13 protein-coding genes and 1 pseudogene are annotated in these 14,792 nt (G+C 72.2%); 9 read left to right on the top strand and 5 right to left on the bottom strand.

Annotated features, from left to right (window positions below; all coding sequences use genetic code 11):
* Positions 1 to 71 precede the first annotated feature (71 nt).
* Both N798_RS10935 and N798_RS10930 read left to right on the top strand, forming a co-directional pair.
* Complete coding sequence (locus N798_RS10935) at positions 72 to 590, top strand: SigE family RNA polymerase sigma factor (RefSeq protein WP_035948424.1); 519 nt, start codon at positions 72 to 74, stop codon at positions 588 to 590.
* The gene (locus tag N798_RS10930) at positions 587 to 1,972 is read left to right on the top strand and encodes a TolB-like translocation protein (RefSeq protein WP_035948422.1); all 1,386 of its coding nucleotides are present in this window, start codon (positions 587 to 589) and stop codon (positions 1,970 to 1,972) included. Before N798_RS10935 ends, N798_RS10930 begins: the two co-directional genes overlap by 4 nt.
* Before the next feature lie 15 nt (positions 1,973 to 1,987).
* Here N798_RS10930 and N798_RS10925 read toward each other — a convergent pair whose 3' ends face one another.
* Positions 1,988 to 2,188, bottom strand: a complete 201-nt coding sequence (locus tag N798_RS10925; protein ID WP_035948419.1) for a hypothetical protein — start codon at positions 2,186 to 2,188, stop codon at positions 1,988 to 1,990.
* Between the two features lie 138 nt (positions 2,189 to 2,326).
* On the opposite strand from N798_RS10925, the gene N798_RS10920 reads away from it, so the two are divergent.
* Entirely contained in the window at positions 2,327 to 3,022 is a 696-nt protein-coding gene (locus N798_RS10920) for a class I SAM-dependent methyltransferase (protein WP_035948418.1), read from the top strand.
* A gap of 22 nt (positions 3,023 to 3,044) precedes the next feature.
* Here N798_RS10920 and N798_RS10915 read toward each other — a convergent pair whose 3' ends face one another.
* Positions 3,045 to 3,605 carry a suppressor of fused domain protein gene (locus N798_RS10915; RefSeq protein WP_035948415.1) on the bottom strand — a complete coding sequence of 187 codons (561 nt, stop codon included), beginning with the start codon at positions 3,603 to 3,605 and terminating at the stop codon, positions 3,045 to 3,047.
* A gap of 19 nt (positions 3,606 to 3,624) precedes the next feature.
* Positions 3,625 to 4,260 (bottom strand): trimeric intracellular cation channel family protein, encoded by a 636-nt coding sequence (locus N798_RS10910; RefSeq protein ID WP_035948472.1) that lies wholly within the window; start codon positions 4,258 to 4,260, stop codon positions 3,625 to 3,627.
* A 100-nt stretch (positions 4,261 to 4,360) separates the two neighbouring features.
* Here N798_RS10910 and N798_RS10905 point away from each other — a divergent pair, with 100 nt between their 5' ends.
* Genes N798_RS10905 through N798_RS10880 form a run of 6 tightly spaced genes read left to right on the top strand, consistent with a single transcriptional unit; the run spans position 4,361 to position 11,426 of the window.
* On the top strand, positions 4,361 to 5,584 hold the full coding sequence (locus N798_RS10905) for an MFS transporter (RefSeq protein ID WP_229708660.1): 1,224 nt from the start codon (positions 4,361 to 4,363) through the stop codon (positions 5,582 to 5,584).
* Positions 5,585 to 5,595: 11 nt separating this feature from the next.
* Positions 5,596 to 6,714, top strand: a complete 1,119-nt coding sequence (locus N798_RS10900; protein ID WP_198030743.1) for a glycosyltransferase family 2 protein — start codon at positions 5,596 to 5,598, stop codon at positions 6,712 to 6,714.
* Positions 6,707 to 8,677 (top strand): glycosyltransferase family 4 protein, encoded by a 1,971-nt coding sequence (locus N798_RS10895; protein ID WP_229708661.1) that lies wholly within the window; start codon positions 6,707 to 6,709, stop codon positions 8,675 to 8,677. Before N798_RS10900 ends, N798_RS10895 begins: the two co-directional genes overlap by 8 nt.
* Before the next feature lie 30 nt (positions 8,678 to 8,707).
* Positions 8,708 to 9,640: a lysylphosphatidylglycerol synthase domain-containing protein gene (locus N798_RS10890; protein ID WP_035948412.1), complete on the top strand. Its 933-nt coding sequence runs from the start codon at positions 8,708 to 8,710 to the stop codon at positions 9,638 to 9,640.
* Positions 9,637 to 10,497 carry a class I SAM-dependent methyltransferase gene (locus N798_RS10885; protein WP_084100537.1) on the top strand — a complete coding sequence of 287 codons (861 nt, stop codon included), beginning with the start codon at positions 9,637 to 9,639 and terminating at the stop codon, positions 10,495 to 10,497. Before N798_RS10890 ends, N798_RS10885 begins: the two co-directional genes overlap by 4 nt.
* Positions 10,494 to 11,426 carry a DNA-3-methyladenine glycosylase family protein gene (locus N798_RS10880; protein WP_035948411.1) on the top strand — a complete coding sequence of 311 codons (933 nt, stop codon included), beginning with the start codon at positions 10,494 to 10,496 and terminating at the stop codon, positions 11,424 to 11,426. The genes N798_RS10885 and N798_RS10880 overlap by 4 nt, the downstream gene beginning before the upstream one ends.
* An 80-nt stretch (positions 11,427 to 11,506) precedes the next feature.
* Here the strand turns inward: N798_RS10880 and N798_RS10875 are convergent, their stop codons facing one another.
* Entirely contained in the window at positions 11,507 to 12,859 is a 1,353-nt protein-coding gene (locus N798_RS10875) for a vWA domain-containing protein (protein WP_052117201.1), read from the bottom strand.
* A 372-nt stretch (positions 12,860 to 13,231) separates the two neighbouring features.
* Positions 13,232 to 14,792: pseudogene (locus N798_RS18400) on the bottom strand (HNH endonuclease); the annotation flags it as partial.

Below are 14,792 nucleotides of genomic sequence, written 5' to 3'. Positions count from 1 at the left end.
CCACCCGCCGGAGCGCCTGCATCCGTATCCCTGGGTGGAACGGTAGGACTGGATCGGCGAAGGGGGTGGGCATGGCGGACCGCGAGGCGTTCGACGCGTTCGTGCGCGAGCGGTGGGCACCCCTGCTCCGCACGGCGACGCTCCTCACCGGGGACCGGCACTCCGCCGAGGACCTCGTCCAAGAGACGCTGATCCGGGCGGCTCAGCACTGGAACCGGGTCGACCCCGCCACCGCAGACGCCTACGTCCGGCGCATCCTCTACACCCGCTCGGTCGACGCCTGGCGCTGGCGACGGCACCAACCCGACCCGGTCGAGGGACGCGAGGGCGACAGTCACCTCGGACCGCAGCCCTCGGACGAGGTCGACGTCCGGCTGACGCTCGCCGCCGCCCTCCGCCGGCTGACCCCGCGGCAGCGAGCCGTCCTCGTCGCCCGGTTCTACGAGGACCGCACCGAGGTGCAGGCCGCCAAGGTCCTCGGATGCTCCGTGAACACGGTCAAGTCGCAGACCCGGCACGCCCTCGAGAGGTTGCGGGTGCTGGCGCCGGAGCTCGCGGACACCTTCGGTCGCAAGGAGGCCGCGCGATGAGCACGGACCAGCTGTCTCACGCCCTGAGGAACCTCGTCGCCGACGTCGAGCGGGGCGCCAAGGGACCGGACGCCGCCGAGCTGTGGGGCGCGGGCCGCCGCCGACGTGTCGGCACGGTGGTCCTGCCGGCCGTGGTCGCCGCCTGTGTCGCGGCCGTCGTGGCGGCGGTCGTCTGGCCGAGTGGCGTCCCACAGGCCGTGGTGCCGGCCGAGCGCAGCGGTGACGTCGGAGCATCGCGACTCACGGCATACCCGAAGACGATCGCGAAGCCTCCCTTCACGCAGGTCACCCGCGCTCCGTCGGTCACTGCCGCACTCGTCCCGTCCGGTGGATCCGACAGACCTCCGTATGCCGTCTCGCCCGAGGGCGAAGTGACGCGAGTTGCGCTGCCCCACAGTGCTTTCGGGCTGCCGGACCAGGCGCCGTCGCTGTCGCCCGACGGGCGATGGGTAGCCCGGGGCGTCGTCCTCACGGACCTCGTGCGGGGCGAGACGACACCCAGCGAGGCGGAGCAGACCCGTCTGGACCGACGGTGGACGCCACCGCAAGAACCGAGCTGGTGGTCGCCCGACTCGCGTCGCGTCTTCGTCGCCGCCGTCAACCAGGGCGCCCTCCGGTCGGACGGCGTCGTGGTCGGGGTCGACGGCACCACCACGGAGGTCCCTCTCGTCGAGGGAGGCCTGCAGGCGACCTTCGCCGGGTGGCTCGACGACGACACGCTCCTCGCCCTGCTCGACCTCGGCGAGGGGTTGACGCGGCTCGAGGTGCGGACGTGGAGCATGGGAGACCCCTCGTGGACGTCGGACGACGTGGTTCTGTCGTGGTCGAGGGACGACTCGGCCGAGCTGCGGGCCCTTCTGTCGCCGGACGGTTCCCGGCTGCTCCTCACCGCGGCCAACATCGACGCAGAGACGAACGAGCTGGCCCGGACGTGGGCGATGCTCTTCGACCCACGTTCGGGAGCGCGGCTAGGGATGCCGCTGACGGACGGGTCGCTCGACGTCTCCAAGTGGGCCGAGGGGTCTGCCGCGGGATGGGAGGGCTGGGGGTGTCGACCGGCTTGGCACGACGGGCTGCCCATCATGACCGACCGTGGTGTCAGGGGCTTCGTCAACCCGTCCGGTCGCGAGGGGGACGACGAGCTCGTGTCAGTGTCATCACGCTACGACCAGCCGTGTGTCGCCTTCGCCGGCAATGAGCTCCGAGGCACACCCGTCGGCAACCCCGCGCTCGTGTGGAAGGAACGGCTCTGGGCCTGGGGCCTTCCCGTGCTGGGTGTGACGCTCGCGGGTCTGGCGCTGTGGGCCTGGAACCGGCGCCACCGGGGAGCGTGGCGACAACCGCCGAAGCGCCGTCCGATGATCATCACGCAGCCCTTCTGATCCCGGCGTCGGGCGTCAGGGTCCGTCGCCGCCGAGGCCCCCGCCTCCGGTGTAGTTCATGCCCCAGTTCGCCTCCGGGGCCTTCGTGCCGGGGGCCGCGCCCCGGTAGCGGCGCCGCCCGCACCGGGTGCACGTCCCCACCTGCATCTCGTCCTCGACGGCGACCCGGCAACGGTGCCAGCCGACCCTGCACGCGATCCCCCTGGTCGTGTCCATGCCCCATGCTGTCGGTCCGGCGCGAGCCATGTCCATGCTTTCCGCGCGAATGGCGGATCTCGGTCTGTCGGCTTGGTCGACGCTCGCCACGGCAGTACGAAGGACGTCCACGTCCGTGATGCGAACCGGGGGACCTCGATGACGATGACCGACTACGACGACTTCGCTGCTGCCTACGCGGCCGAGAACGAGAAGGGCCTCTTCAACGCCCACTACGCCCGGCCGGCGATCCTCGGCCTCGCCGGTGACGTGGCCGGCCGACGGCTCCTCGACGCCGGCTGCGGGTCGGGCCCGCTCATGGTCTCGATGCGTGACGGGGGAGCGGAGGTCGCCGGTTTCGACGTGAGCGCGGCGATGGTCGACCTCGCCCGCGAGCGGCTCGGCGACGACGCCGCCCTCCGCGTCCACGACCTCCAGGAGCCGCTGCCCTACGCGGACGGCGAGTTCGACGACGTCATCTGCTCCCTCGTCCTGCACTACCTCGAGGACTGGAGCGGCCCGCTCGCCGAGCTGCGACGCGTCCTCAAGCCGGGCGGACGCCTGCTCGTCGCGGTCAACCACCCCACGGCATACGCGGTCGTCTATCCCGACGCCGACTACTTCAAGGTCACGCAGTACACCGAGGACTACCGGTTCGACGGGCGCGAGGTCTTCCTCACGTTCTTCCACCGCCCGCTGAGCGCGATGAGCGCCTCGTTCACGAGGGCCGGCTTCCGGATCTCGGTCCTCAGCGAGCCGCCCCTGTCGCCGGACACCCCGCCCGAGCTGCGGCCGCCGGGCTTCGAAGGCGAGGCGTTCATCTGCTTCCTCTTCGTCGTGCTCGAGGCTGTCTGACCCGTATGCCGGCCACGTCGCCTCAGACTGCGGGTGGTCGGGTCACGTCGTAGGGGTCCCACTCGAGCGCCCAGAACGCCTCGAGTCCCTGCTCCTTGATGAACGCGCGCTCGATGGCGTGGGTGGGATACATCCCGACGACGACGGGCAGGTCGTCGCCCACGTCGATGCGGGCGTCGTCCTGGTCGAGCGCCAGCGGGGCGAAGACGACGAACCCATCGAGCGCCGACCCCTCGGCGATCGGCTCGCCGAAGCTGATCGTGTCGCCGTAGCCGAACGGGCACTCGTGCCGAAGGGCCTCGGCGAGGTGGGCGATTGACAGGACCCACGCCGGGTCGTCGGATCGGACGAGGATCGACAGCTCCGGCCGGCCCTGCGTCCACTCCGGCTGAGCCGTCAGCGAGAGGCCGTAGGTCAGCCCCAGCAGCAGGCCCGGCTCGGGCAGGTCGCGGTAGCCGATCGCCGTGAGCCCGTGGTGGCCGGGTGCGGTGGACTTCACCGGCCAGAACGTCGGCTCGACCCCGCCGCTCAAGGCGTCGAGATGGGCGAGGTACTTCTCCACACGGGTGCTCACCACGGCCATCCTGCCGGGCGCGACCCCCTCAGGGGCGAACGCGCTTGCCCCGGCCGGTCTGCCAGTCGAGCGACCACGACGACATGCGCACGGCGATAACCACGCCGATCCCCACGAGCGCCGACACGAGCACCGGCATCTCGAGCGACCGGAGCACGAAGTAGACGACGCACCCCGGCACGGCCGCGAGGACGTAGAACGACCCCGGCTTGAAGTGCTCGGGAGCCTCGTTGATAAGGACGTCGCGGATGAGCGCGCCGCCGACCCCGGCGACGGTCCCGACGAAGACGCACGAGATCGGCGGCAGGCCGACGCTGATCGCGCGGTCGGTGCCGAGCATCGAGTACATCGCGAGCGACATCGCGTCGAGCAGCGTGAAGGCGACGTCGCGGCGGAACTTCAGCGGTCCGACGAGCTTGAGCAGCGGCGCGACGAGGATCCCACCGACGAACGCCGACGGCAGCAGCCAGGGCGACGTCAGCGCGCGCACCGGCACCTGGAGCAGCAGGTCACGCAGCAGCGCCCCGCCGAGGCCGCCGATGACCGCGAGGAAGAGGACGCCGACGATGTCGAACCCCTGCCGGCGCGCCGCCAGCGCCCCCGCGAGCCCACCGAACCCGACGGCCACGACGTCGAGCCAGAGCGGGATGGCGAGCGAGTTCACGCGAGCAGGCTAGTGGGCGGACGGCATACGGGACGGTCCTGTCCGCGACCCACGGCGACCGCGACGCAGAGCTGTCGCACGCATGCGGCAGGATGCGGACGTGCTGCAGCGACTGGGGTTCCCGAGGGTGGGGGAGCACCGCAGGTTCGTGTCGGCGATCGTCGCGGACACCGTCGGCAGCGGGCTGTTCCTGCCGCTGACGATCCTCTACTTCCTCGAGGTCACCGACCTCAGCCTCGTGCAGATCGGCTCCGCCCTCAGCCTGTCGGCGTTGCTGACGATGCCGGCGGCGTTCGTCATCGGCAGCCTCGTCGACCGGCTCGGCGGCCGCCGGATGATGCTCCTCGGCAACGTCGTCCAGGCCGTCGGGATGCTCGGTTACCTCTGGGTCGAGGAGTTCTGGCCGGTCGCCCTGTGCACCGTGCTGCTCAACCTCGGCCGCCAGGCGTTCTGGGGCTCGTTCGGCAACGTCGTCACCGCGATCACGAGGCCGGGGGAGCGCGAGCTGTGGTTCGGCTTCCTCCAGGCGCTGCGCAACCTCGGCTACGCCGTCGGTGGTGTCCTCGCCGGCATCGCGCTCCAGGTGGGGACGGAGACGGCCTTCAGGACGGTCGTCGTCGCCAACGCGCTCACCTTCGTCCTCGCCTTCATCCTCCTGCTCGACGTGCCCGACCACCGCTCCGTCCCCGCCGACCACGTCGCGGTGGGCGGCGGCTGGCGCGTCGTCCTGCGCGAACGCGCCTACCTCCGGCTCGTCCTCGGTCACCTGACCTTCGTCCTGGGCATCATGGTGCTCAACTTCGCCCTTCCCGTGTATGCCGCGGAGACGCTTGCGCTGCCGGGTTGGCTCGTCGGGGCGATCTTCACCCTCAACACCGTCATGGTGGGCCTCGGCCAGGGCCTCGCCGTGCGCTGGATGACCGGGCGGGTGCGGGCCCGGATGATGGCGTTCGCGCAGGTGCTCTTCCTCGCGGGCTACGCGACGTTCGTCGTCGCCGGGGTGCTGCCCCTGTGGCTCGCCGTCGCCGCGATGCTCCTCGGGGCCGTCGTCTACACGAGTGGCGAGCTCGTCGGCGGTCCGGTCTTCTCGGCCACCGCGGCCGAGGCGGCGCCCGACCACCTGCGCGGCCGCTACCTCGGTCTCGTCCAGCTCGTCTGGGGCGTCGGCGGCACGGTGGCACCGGTCGCCTACACCTGGCTGCTCGAGCACGGCACCGCGACGATCTGGCTCGTCCTCGGGCTCGTCGCCGTCGCCGGGGCGGCCTTCTCGCTCGCCCTTCCGCGCGCCCTGCCGACGGCGGGCGAACGCGTCACCGCCGGGTAGTCTCGACAGCGATGAACGAGCACCCGCAGACCCCGGCCACGACCGTTGAACCCGCGACCGTCGAGCATGCCCCGGCGACCGAGCCGATCACCGTGCGCACCGGCGAGCTCGCCGGCGGCAGTGACGACCCGGCCCGCGGTGGCGAGGTGGGCACGGTCCCGGCGCGGCCGGCATACGACCCGACGTTCCAGACCACGACGGCGCTCGACCCGCGACCCAAGGTGCTCGAGGACGGCAGCGAGCGGCCCTACGTGACGATCGTCCTGCCCTGCTACAACGAGGGCGCGCATGTCCTCAAGGAGATCGACCGCATCACGACGGCGATGAACGCGAGCGAGTTCACCTACGAGCTGCTCTGCATCGACGACGCCTCGACCGACGACACCCTCGCGGTGCTCGAGCAGGCGGCGCGCGACTATGCCAACCTGCGGATCATGCCGTTCCGCCGCAACGGCGGCTCGGGCACGGCCCGGCGCATCGGCACCCAGCAGGCCCACGGCGAGATCGTCGTGTGGACCGACGCCGACATGACCTACGAGAACGAGCGGATCCCCGAGCTCGTCCGGATCCTGCGCGACGACGCGAGCTACGACCAGGTCGTCGGCGCGCGCACCACCGAGCAGGGCACGCACAAGTGGGCGCGCGTCCCCGCGAAGTGGCTCATCCGCAACATCGCGCAGTGGCTCACCAAGACGCGCATCCCCGACCTCAACTCGGGGCTGCGGGCGTTCCGGCGCGAGGTGTCGCTGCCCTACCTGCGGTTGCTGCCCGCCGGGTTCTCGTGCGTCACGACGATCACCATCGCGTTCCTGTCCAACCAGCACGACATCAAGTACGTCGAGACGTCCTATGCCAAGCGCGCCGGCGTGAGCAAGTTCCACTTCGTCAGCGACGCGTACCGCTACATCCTCCAGGTGCTGCGGATGGTCATGTACTTCGACCCGCTCAAGGTGCTCATGCCGCCGGCGCTGTGGCTCGTCGTCATCGGCTTCGTCAAGGGCGTCGTCGACATGGTCCGCCACCCGTTCTACTTCCCGGCGTCGACGGTGCTGCTCGTCGTCAGCGGCATCATGATCGGCTCGCTCGCGCTGCTGTCCGACCTCGTCGTGAGGTCACGCGACGGTGTCTGACGCCGTGCCGGGCTCCGCGTCGGGCTCCGTCTCGGGCTCCGCGTCGCTGCGGCTCGCCGTCGTCGGCCCGACCCACCCCTACAAGGGCGGCGTCGCCTCGCACACGACCGAGCTGTGCCACGAGCTCGCCGAGGCCGGGCACGACGTCACGCTCGTGTCGTGGAGCCACCTCTACCCGTCGTTCCTCTATCCCGGCGAGCAGGCCGTGCCCGGGGGCGCGCCCGACGTCCAGCCCTTCCCGCGCACCGTCCGCGCGCTGTCGTGGGCGCGCCCCGACACCTGGGTGCGCACCGGCCGCCGGCTGCGCGATATGGACGCGATCATCGTCGTCCACGTCATCCCGCAGGGCGTGCCGTCCAACCTCGCCGTGCTCCGCGCCGCCGGCGTCGGTCGCACCTCGTCGTCGGGTCGCGGCCCGCGCTCGATCGTCATCGCGCACAACGTGCTGCCGCACGAGACCCGGCCCGGTGACCGGCAGCTCATGGAGGCGCTGCTGCGCCGCGTCGACTCGGTCGTCGTCCACTCGGACTCACAGGCCAAGCTCGCGCACGAGCTCGGCGCCGGTCACGTCCGGGAGCTCGACCTGCCCCCGCACCTGCCGGGCGGCGAGCCCGAGAAGCACGTCGACTTTACCGGCCCGGTGCGGCTGCTCGCGCTCGGCATCGTCCGCGACTACAAGGGCGTCGACCTCCTCCTCGACGCGATGCTCGACGTCCCCGACGTGAGCCTCACCGTCGCCGGCGAGATGTGGGGCGACAGCGGCCGCCGGGTCAAGGAGCTTGCCGCCGACCCCCGCCTCGCCGGCCGGGTCGAGGTGCACAGCGGCTACGTCCCCGCCGACCGCATCGCCTCGCTCCTGGCGCGCCACGACGTCCTCACCCTGACCTACCGCTCCGCCACCGCCTCGCAGAACGTCCTCCTCGCCCGCCGCCACGGACTGCCCGTCCTCGCGACGCACGTCGGCACCTTCGGCTCGCAGGTCCGCGACGGCGTCGACGGACTCCTCATCCCACCCGGGGATCGCGACGCTCTCGTCGCGGCGCTGCGTCGCCTCGCCGACCGCTCGTATGCCGGTGAGCTGCGTTCCGGGGTCCGCCCGCCCGACCTGTCGGGCCCGTGGGCCCACTACGTCGGCGGCATCGAGGCGCTGGCGAGCGCCGAGTCCGACGCGTTCGCGGACTCCGACGACGACTCGGACGGCGACGAGCCGGTCCCCGCCGACACCGTGGTGCAGCAGGCCAAGGACCTCGTGACCGCCGCCCGGCTGCGGCGCCGCCACCGGCTCGACCTGCGGCCCAGCGACTTCCCCGAATGGGTGCGTGCCTCCGACGTGCTCGCCCTCGACAGCGACGCGCTCGACGCGCAAGCGCTCGCCAAGGACCTCGGGCTGCCGAAGTGCTCCGACGCCGTCGCCGCCTGGGCTGCTGTGGGTGCGGTGGCCGCCGTCCTCCGCATCCGCGACGACGGACGGCGTGGCGCCGTCATCGTCGACGAGTCGGGCACGAAGAGCCCGTTCTCGCGGTGGGTGCGCGCCCTCGGCTTCGAGCCGGTCGAGCTCGAGCTCACCGGTCGCCGCACCTCCGTCGAGGTGCTCGACGTCGACACCGCGAGCCTCGACGTCATCGCCCGCATCCACCCCGGCGGCTGCGGCGCCGACGACATCGACCACGCCGTCGGCCAGGCGTCGTGGGCGCTGCGCTCCGGCGGCCTGCTCGTCGTCACCCTCCCGATCGGCGAGGACGACCCGGAGTGGGCGGTGAGCCCGGCCGACATCCGCGGGGTCCTCGCCCGGGCCGACGACCTCGGTCTCGTGCTCGTCGGTGACGTCGACGGCGACATCACCGAACGCATCCGCGCCGCCGCGACCTCGGCACGCGAGCTGCGGGCGACGCGACCGGAGGGGCGTCGCGACGGCGTGACGCCGGCATACGGGATCCTGCGACTGACGTTCCGGCGCCGGTGAGCCGGTGGCCGACCGGACGCGGGTGACCGGGTGACGCGCTCACGGGTGCTCGACCTCGTCCGCATCGTCGTCGCCCTGCTCGTCACCGCGGCGGTCGTCGTCGCGGTGTGGCGCAACTGGTCCGAGGTCTCCGGCCACCTCGGCGACATCCCGCGCGGAACGCTCGTCGCCGCGTTCGTCCTCACGCTGTTGTCACCGGTCTTCACCCAGCTCGGGTGGCGGGTTCTGCTCGCCGACCTCGGGACGCGGCTGCCGCTGCCGGCGGGGGCGAGCGTCTTCTTCGTCGGACAGCTCGGCAAGTACCTCCCGGGATCGGTGTGGAGCGTCGTCGCGCAGGCCGACATGGGCTCGCGGCTCGGGGTGCCCAGGCGCCGGATGGGCGTCGTCGGGCTGCTCTCGATCCTGCTGTCGGTTCTCACCGGTGCCATCGTCGGCATCCCCGCGGTGCCGCTGCTCGTCGCGCGCTCGGGTGAGGTGACGTCGCTGTGGTGGTTCGCCCCGGCGGTCGTCCTGCTGCTGCTCCTCTGGCCGCGGCTGCTCAACTGGGGCGTTGCCACCCTGCTCCGGGTGCTCCGCCGCGAGCCGCTCGAGCACTCGCTCACGGCGCCGGCGATCGCACTCACGTCGATGTGGTTCGTCCTCGCCTGGCTCAGCGTGGGAACCTCCGTTCTCCTGCTCGCCTCCGCGTTGGCGTCGGGGACGCCGGCCCGGGACCTCGTCGTCACGTCGGTGTGCGGCTTCGCGCTCGCGTCGGCGATCGGCATGTTCTCGGTGTTCGTGCCCGCCGGGGTGGGGGTGCGTGACGGCGTCCTCGCGCTGTTGCTCGGGGCGCTCATGCCCTTCCCGGCGGCGATCGCGGTCGTCGTGGTCTCGCGGTTCTTCTCCGTGGTCGCCGATGTCGTCGTCGCCGCCGTCGGCTGGGGCTGGGCCCGCATGCACCACCTCCTAGGATCGCGGACATGAGCGAGCAGCCGGGTGACGCAGCCGCGCGCCCCGCGCGCGAGGAGCAGCTCGCCTACTCCGAGCTCATGGACAAGATGCTCGACGAGAAGGCCCGTCGGCAGAAGGCCGCCAAGCTCATCTCCGTCATCGCCCACGGCCTGGGCCGGTCGGCCGACGACCCGGGTGGTCCGCTCGCGGGCCTGACGGCCGTCGACGTCGGCTGCTCGGCCGGTTTCATCGCCGACGAGCTCGCGCTCGCCGGGGCCCGCACGACCGGTGTCGACATCGACGAACCCGGGCTGGCCAAGGCCCGCGAGCGGTTCGGCTCCCGGGTCGACTTCCGGTTGGCACGCGGCGAGGACCTGCCCTTCGAGGACGGCTCGGTCGACGTCGTCGTGCTCAACCACATCTACGAGCATGTCGTCGACCCCGACGCCGTCGTCGCCGACATCCACCGGGTGCTGGCGCCCGGGGGAGTCCTCTACCTCGGGATCGGCCACCGCTGGCAGGTCATCGAGCCGCACCACCGGCTGCCCTTCCTGTCGTGGCTCCCGCAGCGTGCCGCCGACCGCTACATGCGGCTCACCGGCAAGGGGGAGCACTACTACGAGCAGTACGCGACGCCGGCCGGGCTGCGGCGGATGTTCTCTGCCTTCGACGTCTGGGACTACACCCTGCCCGTGCTCGCCGACCCCGCCGCGTTCTCCGGCGGCGACGTCATCCCCGAGTGGGTCGGGCGGGTGCCCGAGCGCGCCCTGGCCGCGGCTCTTCCTCTCGTGCCGACCTACGTCTGGTTGGCCTTCCGCTCGCCGTCGAAGCCGGCCGGGCCCAGGCTGCGGGTCGCGCCGCGGCACGTCCTTACCTCTCGGCCCAGATGACGGCGGCCCCGGACCTCACGCGGACCTTCCGCCCGAGCCGCCCGCTGCAGCTCGGCGCCGTCGTCCGGATCTTCATGCGTGGCGCGGGAGACCCGACGTCGTGGAGCGACCGCAGCCGCACCTGGGTCTTCGCGTGGCGGACGCCGACCGGACCCGTCACGCTGCGGCTCGTCGACCACCCCCGGCTCGGTGAGGTCGAGGCCCACGCGTGGGGTGAGGGGTCGGAGTGGATGCTCGACCGGTTGCCGTCGCTCCTCGGCGAGCACGACGACGACAGCGGTTTCGTCGCCCACCACGACGTCGTGCGCGAGGCACGACGGCGCTTCGACGGGTGGCGCGTGCCGGCTTCCGGGCTCGTCGTGCAGGCCCTCATCCCGACCATCATCGAGCAGCGCGTCACGGGCAAGGAGGCGTTCGCGGCATACCGGATGTTGGTGCGCCACAACGGAACTCCCGCTCCGGGAGTCGGTGCCGACCTGCGGCTCGTCGTGCCGCCGGAGCCGCGGACCTGGGCGCTCATCCCGTCATGGGAGTGGTTGCGCGCGGGGGTCGACGGGGCTCGGTCACGTCCCGCGGTCACCGTCGCCACCCGCGCCGGTCGTCTCGAGGAGACGGTCCGTATGCCGGTGCTCGAGGCGCGTCGCCGGATCGAGTCCCTGCCCGGTGTCGGCAGGTGGTCTAGCGCCGAGGTCGCGCAGCGCGCGCTGGGCGACGGCGACGCCGTGAGCTTCGGCGACTACCACGTCGCGAAGAACATCGGCTGGGCCCTGACGGGGACGCCGGTCGACGACGCCGGCCTCGCCGAACTGCTCGAACCGTATGCCGGCCATCGCTATCGGGTGCAGCGCCTCCTCGAGCTCGCCGGGGCGATGCGGCCGCGGCGCGGTCCCCGGTTCACCCTGCCGACGCACCTGCCCGGCCGCAGCTGAGCCGGTGGTCGGTCGGCGTCACGTCTGGGGTCGGTGACGGGAAGCGCGACTCGGCGGTCCGGGCCGGTCCGCTGGCGGCGTCAGTCCAGGGATCGCACGGCCTCGACGAGTGAGGCGAGCTCGGTGGCTCCCGGCGCCTCCTCGCCCTCGAGGGCCTCGACCCGACGCACGAGCTCCGGGGGCAGGGTGCTCTGGCCACTCCGGACGATTCGGGCGACGTCGACGACGGCTGCGGCGACGCCGAGCGCGCTCTCGGCGTCCTGCCTTCGACCTAGGCGCAGCGTGATGGCGTCCTCGTGCTGCTCGCCGTCGTCGGCGGAGCGCCAGCGCACCCGCGCGGTGCCGAGGCCCGTGCCCTCCTCGGCGCGGGGCGTCGTGCGGATCTCGTAGAGCGCGGTGACGCGGTGCCCCGCGCCGACCTCGCCGGCGTCGACCGTCGGGTCGTCGAAGTCGTCGTCGTCGAGCGCGCGGTTCTCGTAGCCGACGAGCCGGTAGGCCGCGACGGTCTCCGGGTCGAACTCGACCTGGATCTTCGTGTCCTTCGCGACCGGGGTGAGGGTCGTGCGGAGGTCGTCGACGAAGAGGCGACGGGCCTCCTCGAAGGTGTCGACGTAGGCATAGAACCCGTCGCCGCGGTCGGCGAGCTGCTCCATGAGGTGGTCGTTGTAGCTGCCCATGCCATAGCCGACGGTGACGAGGTGGATGCCTCTGCGACCGTTGTCGCGGATGGCGGAGGCGAGCGCACCACCGTCGGTGACACCGACGTTCGCGACGCCGTCGGAGGCGAGGAGGACGACGTTGGTGGCGTCCTTGCGGTATGCCTCCCGGGCGCGGTCGTAGCCGAGGAGGAGGCCGGCCTCGAGGTTCGTGCTGCCGCCGGCGCGGAGCCGGTCGATGGCGTCGAGGATGGTGTCGGTCCTGCTCACCGGTGTGGGTTCCAGGAGCGGCAGGGCGTCGGTCTCGTAGGTGACGATGGAGATGGTGTCGCTGGGGCGCAGGTTGTGGACCAGAACTGCGAGCGAGGCTTTGACGAGGCCGAGGCGCTCACGGCTGTCCATCGAGCCCGACGTGTCGACGACCATGGTCAGTGCCACCGGGGGCCAGTCGTCCTTGTCGATGTCCCTGGCCTGAAGGCCGATCCGCACGAGCCGGGTCTCTCCGCTTGGGGAGACCGCCTGGTCGGAACGGAGTTCGAGGTCCTGCCGGGACGGCGTCGGGAAGCCGTTGTCGAAGGCGTTGACCCACTCCTCGACCCGCACCGTGTCGGGGGACGGGAGCACCCCCTCGTCGAGACTGGCGCGCGCGAGCCGGTAGGAACCGGTGTCGACGTCCGCGCCGAAGGTCGACGTGGGCCGCACGCTGGTCTCGACGAAGCCACCGGGTTCGACATCGCGGAGGTCGGGGTCGGTCGGACGCGGGTCGGTGGGTGGCACCGGCCACGACTGGCTGGGTCGGGTGGGGCCTGACTGGGGGTACGGGCTCGACGGTCCCGTGGGTCCGGAGCCGCCCTGTGCTGGTGCGCTCAGACTTGAGCCCCCCTGTGCCGACCCGCTGCTCGCTGATCCGTTGCTTCCGGGAGCGGCTGAGCCGCCCGTGTCGCCACCCTGCTCGGTGTAGCTGTCGTAGTAGCTCTTCGCATCGGCGGACCCATCGGATCCACCGGAGGTCGAGCACCCCGTGGTGACGACGACGAGACCGGCCAGCAGCGCTGCGGGAAGGGTTCTCATGCCAGGTCCGACGGGGCTCGGCGGACGGTGGTTCCGTCCGCCATCCGGCCGTTGCCGATCCGCAACACTTCGCTCTCGTCAGAACGGTGGCGGGCCCGGTTCGCCGGTCCTGGCCTGGCAGCCCGCCGGCCCGATACGGACAAGGACGTCTCGGTCGGGCGAGTGCCAGTCGACGGCTGAGGTGTCGTGACGCGGCGGCGGATGAGTGGCATCGACGCGGGCCAGCTCGAGGAGGCGGGCGAGGGTCAGCTCGGCCAGGCTGTGCGGCGCGGCGGCGGGGCTGCTCATGAGGCCCGCCAACGCCGCGGGTGTCATCCGGGAGGCCGGGCCCCACACGTGCTTGAGGTCGCGGTCGTCAGCCGGAGCACCGTCGTCGGTGTGCGAGGCGTGCTCGGGGCTCGCGTGGCTGCGGTCGTCGGTGGGTTCGCGAACGTCGTCGTGGTGCACGCGGTCGAGGTGGTCGACGGGTGCGGTGGTGGTGTGGCGGCCGGTGGGGTCGCTCCAGTGCACGACCCCGTCGGGGTCGAGTCGGACGGTCCAGCCGGGTCGTTGTTTGACGCGGTGGTGGCGTCGGCAGAGGCAGATGAGGTTGGTGGCGGTGGTGGGTCCGGTGGGCCAGGCGATGACGTGGTCGAGGTCGCAGGAGCGGGCCGGGACGCGGCATCCGGGGAAGCGGCAGTGTCCGTCGCGGAGCCGGACGAGGCGTTGCAGGGCGGGGCAGGGTCGGTAGCGCTCCTCGATCTCGTCGTTCGGCGCGTCCTGACGTGTCGAGGACCTCCTGCGCTTGGCGGGGGCGAGGCTTTTGGGTACGTGCCCGGAGATGAGGGCGCCGGTGTCGGGGTGGCAGGTCAGGGTCGTCGAGTCGGTCAGGCGCACGCTCGCGGGGAGCCGGTCGAGGTCGACGGTGGTGGTGCCGGGCCGGTTGAGCCCGCCGAGCTCGACGACCCCGCGGACGGCGCGCTCGGCCAGCCCGTCCCGGTGGCTCTGCGCCGCCGCGACGAGTGCGTCGGCCGCGGCTGAAGCGGGCGCAGTCGCGGAGCGACTGTTGACAGGAGCAACGTTCGGGCGGCCGCGAGGTGCGGTGGCAGCCCGAGGTGCTGCGGTGGCGGTGGCTGCGCGTGCCGACTCCGAGGCGGTGGCTGCGCGTGCCGAGTCCGATGTGGTGGCCGTGCCGGATGTGGTGGCTGTGTCGGGGGCGGCGGGGTGAGTGGCGTGCAAGTGGATGGTGACGTCGGCCTGACCGAGGATGAGCTGCTGCATCGCGTCGACGCGGGCCTGGTCGAGGGTGAGGGCGGGGTCGGCTGCTTGGAGGGTGCGGGCGAGGGAGTCGACGGCCTGCCACATGACCAGCGACTGCTCGACCGGGACGAGTCCGTGCCACTGGTCCGCGGCCTCGGAGATCGCGCGCCGGGTGAGGCACCGATCCTTCACTGCCTGCTTCTTGCGTGCGGCGGCGACGTCGGGGGCGTGGCGGGTCACGAGCCGGCGGGTGCGTGAGGCCAGCGGTCCGGCGGTCTCGTCCCACCCACGCCTCGGGGGGCTCGGTTCGCGCCCACGGTCGGCGCCGGCGTCGGTGGTCTTCCACGGGGCGGGTTCGGTGGCGCGGGTGACGAGGCGGTCGACGATGGTGGCGGCGGTG

The sequence above is a fragment of the Knoellia flava TL1 genome, assembly GCF_000768675.1.
GTDB classification, from domain to species: Bacteria; Actinomycetota; Actinomycetes; order Actinomycetales; family Dermatophilaceae; genus Knoellia; species Knoellia flava.
This window is presented reverse-complemented; position numbering and strand designations above follow the sequence as displayed.

Coding starts and splice junctions, on each gene's coding strand:
- N798_RS10925 (WP_035948419.1), bottom strand. CDS start 2,188: ATGGACACGACCAGGGGGATCGCGTGCAGGGTCGGCTGGCACCGTTGC.
- N798_RS10935 (WP_035948424.1), top strand. CDS start 72: ATGGCGGACCGCGAGGCGTTCGACGCGTTCGTGCGCGAGCGGTGGGCA.
- N798_RS10930 (WP_035948422.1), top strand. CDS start 587: ATGAGCACGGACCAGCTGTCTCACGCCCTGAGGAACCTCGTCGCCGAC.
- N798_RS10920 (WP_035948418.1), top strand. CDS start 2,327: ATGACGATGACCGACTACGACGACTTCGCTGCTGCCTACGCGGCCGAG.
- N798_RS10915 (WP_035948415.1), bottom strand. CDS start 3,605: ATGGCCGTGGTGAGCACCCGTGTGGAGAAGTACCTCGCCCATCTCGAC.
- N798_RS10885 (WP_084100537.1), top strand. CDS start 9,637: ATGAGCGAGCAGCCGGGTGACGCAGCCGCGCGCCCCGCGCGCGAGGAG.
- N798_RS10900 (WP_198030743.1), top strand. CDS start 5,596: ATGAACGAGCACCCGCAGACCCCGGCCACGACCGTTGAACCCGCGACC.
- N798_RS10880 (WP_035948411.1), top strand. CDS start 10,494: ATGACGGCGGCCCCGGACCTCACGCGGACCTTCCGCCCGAGCCGCCCG.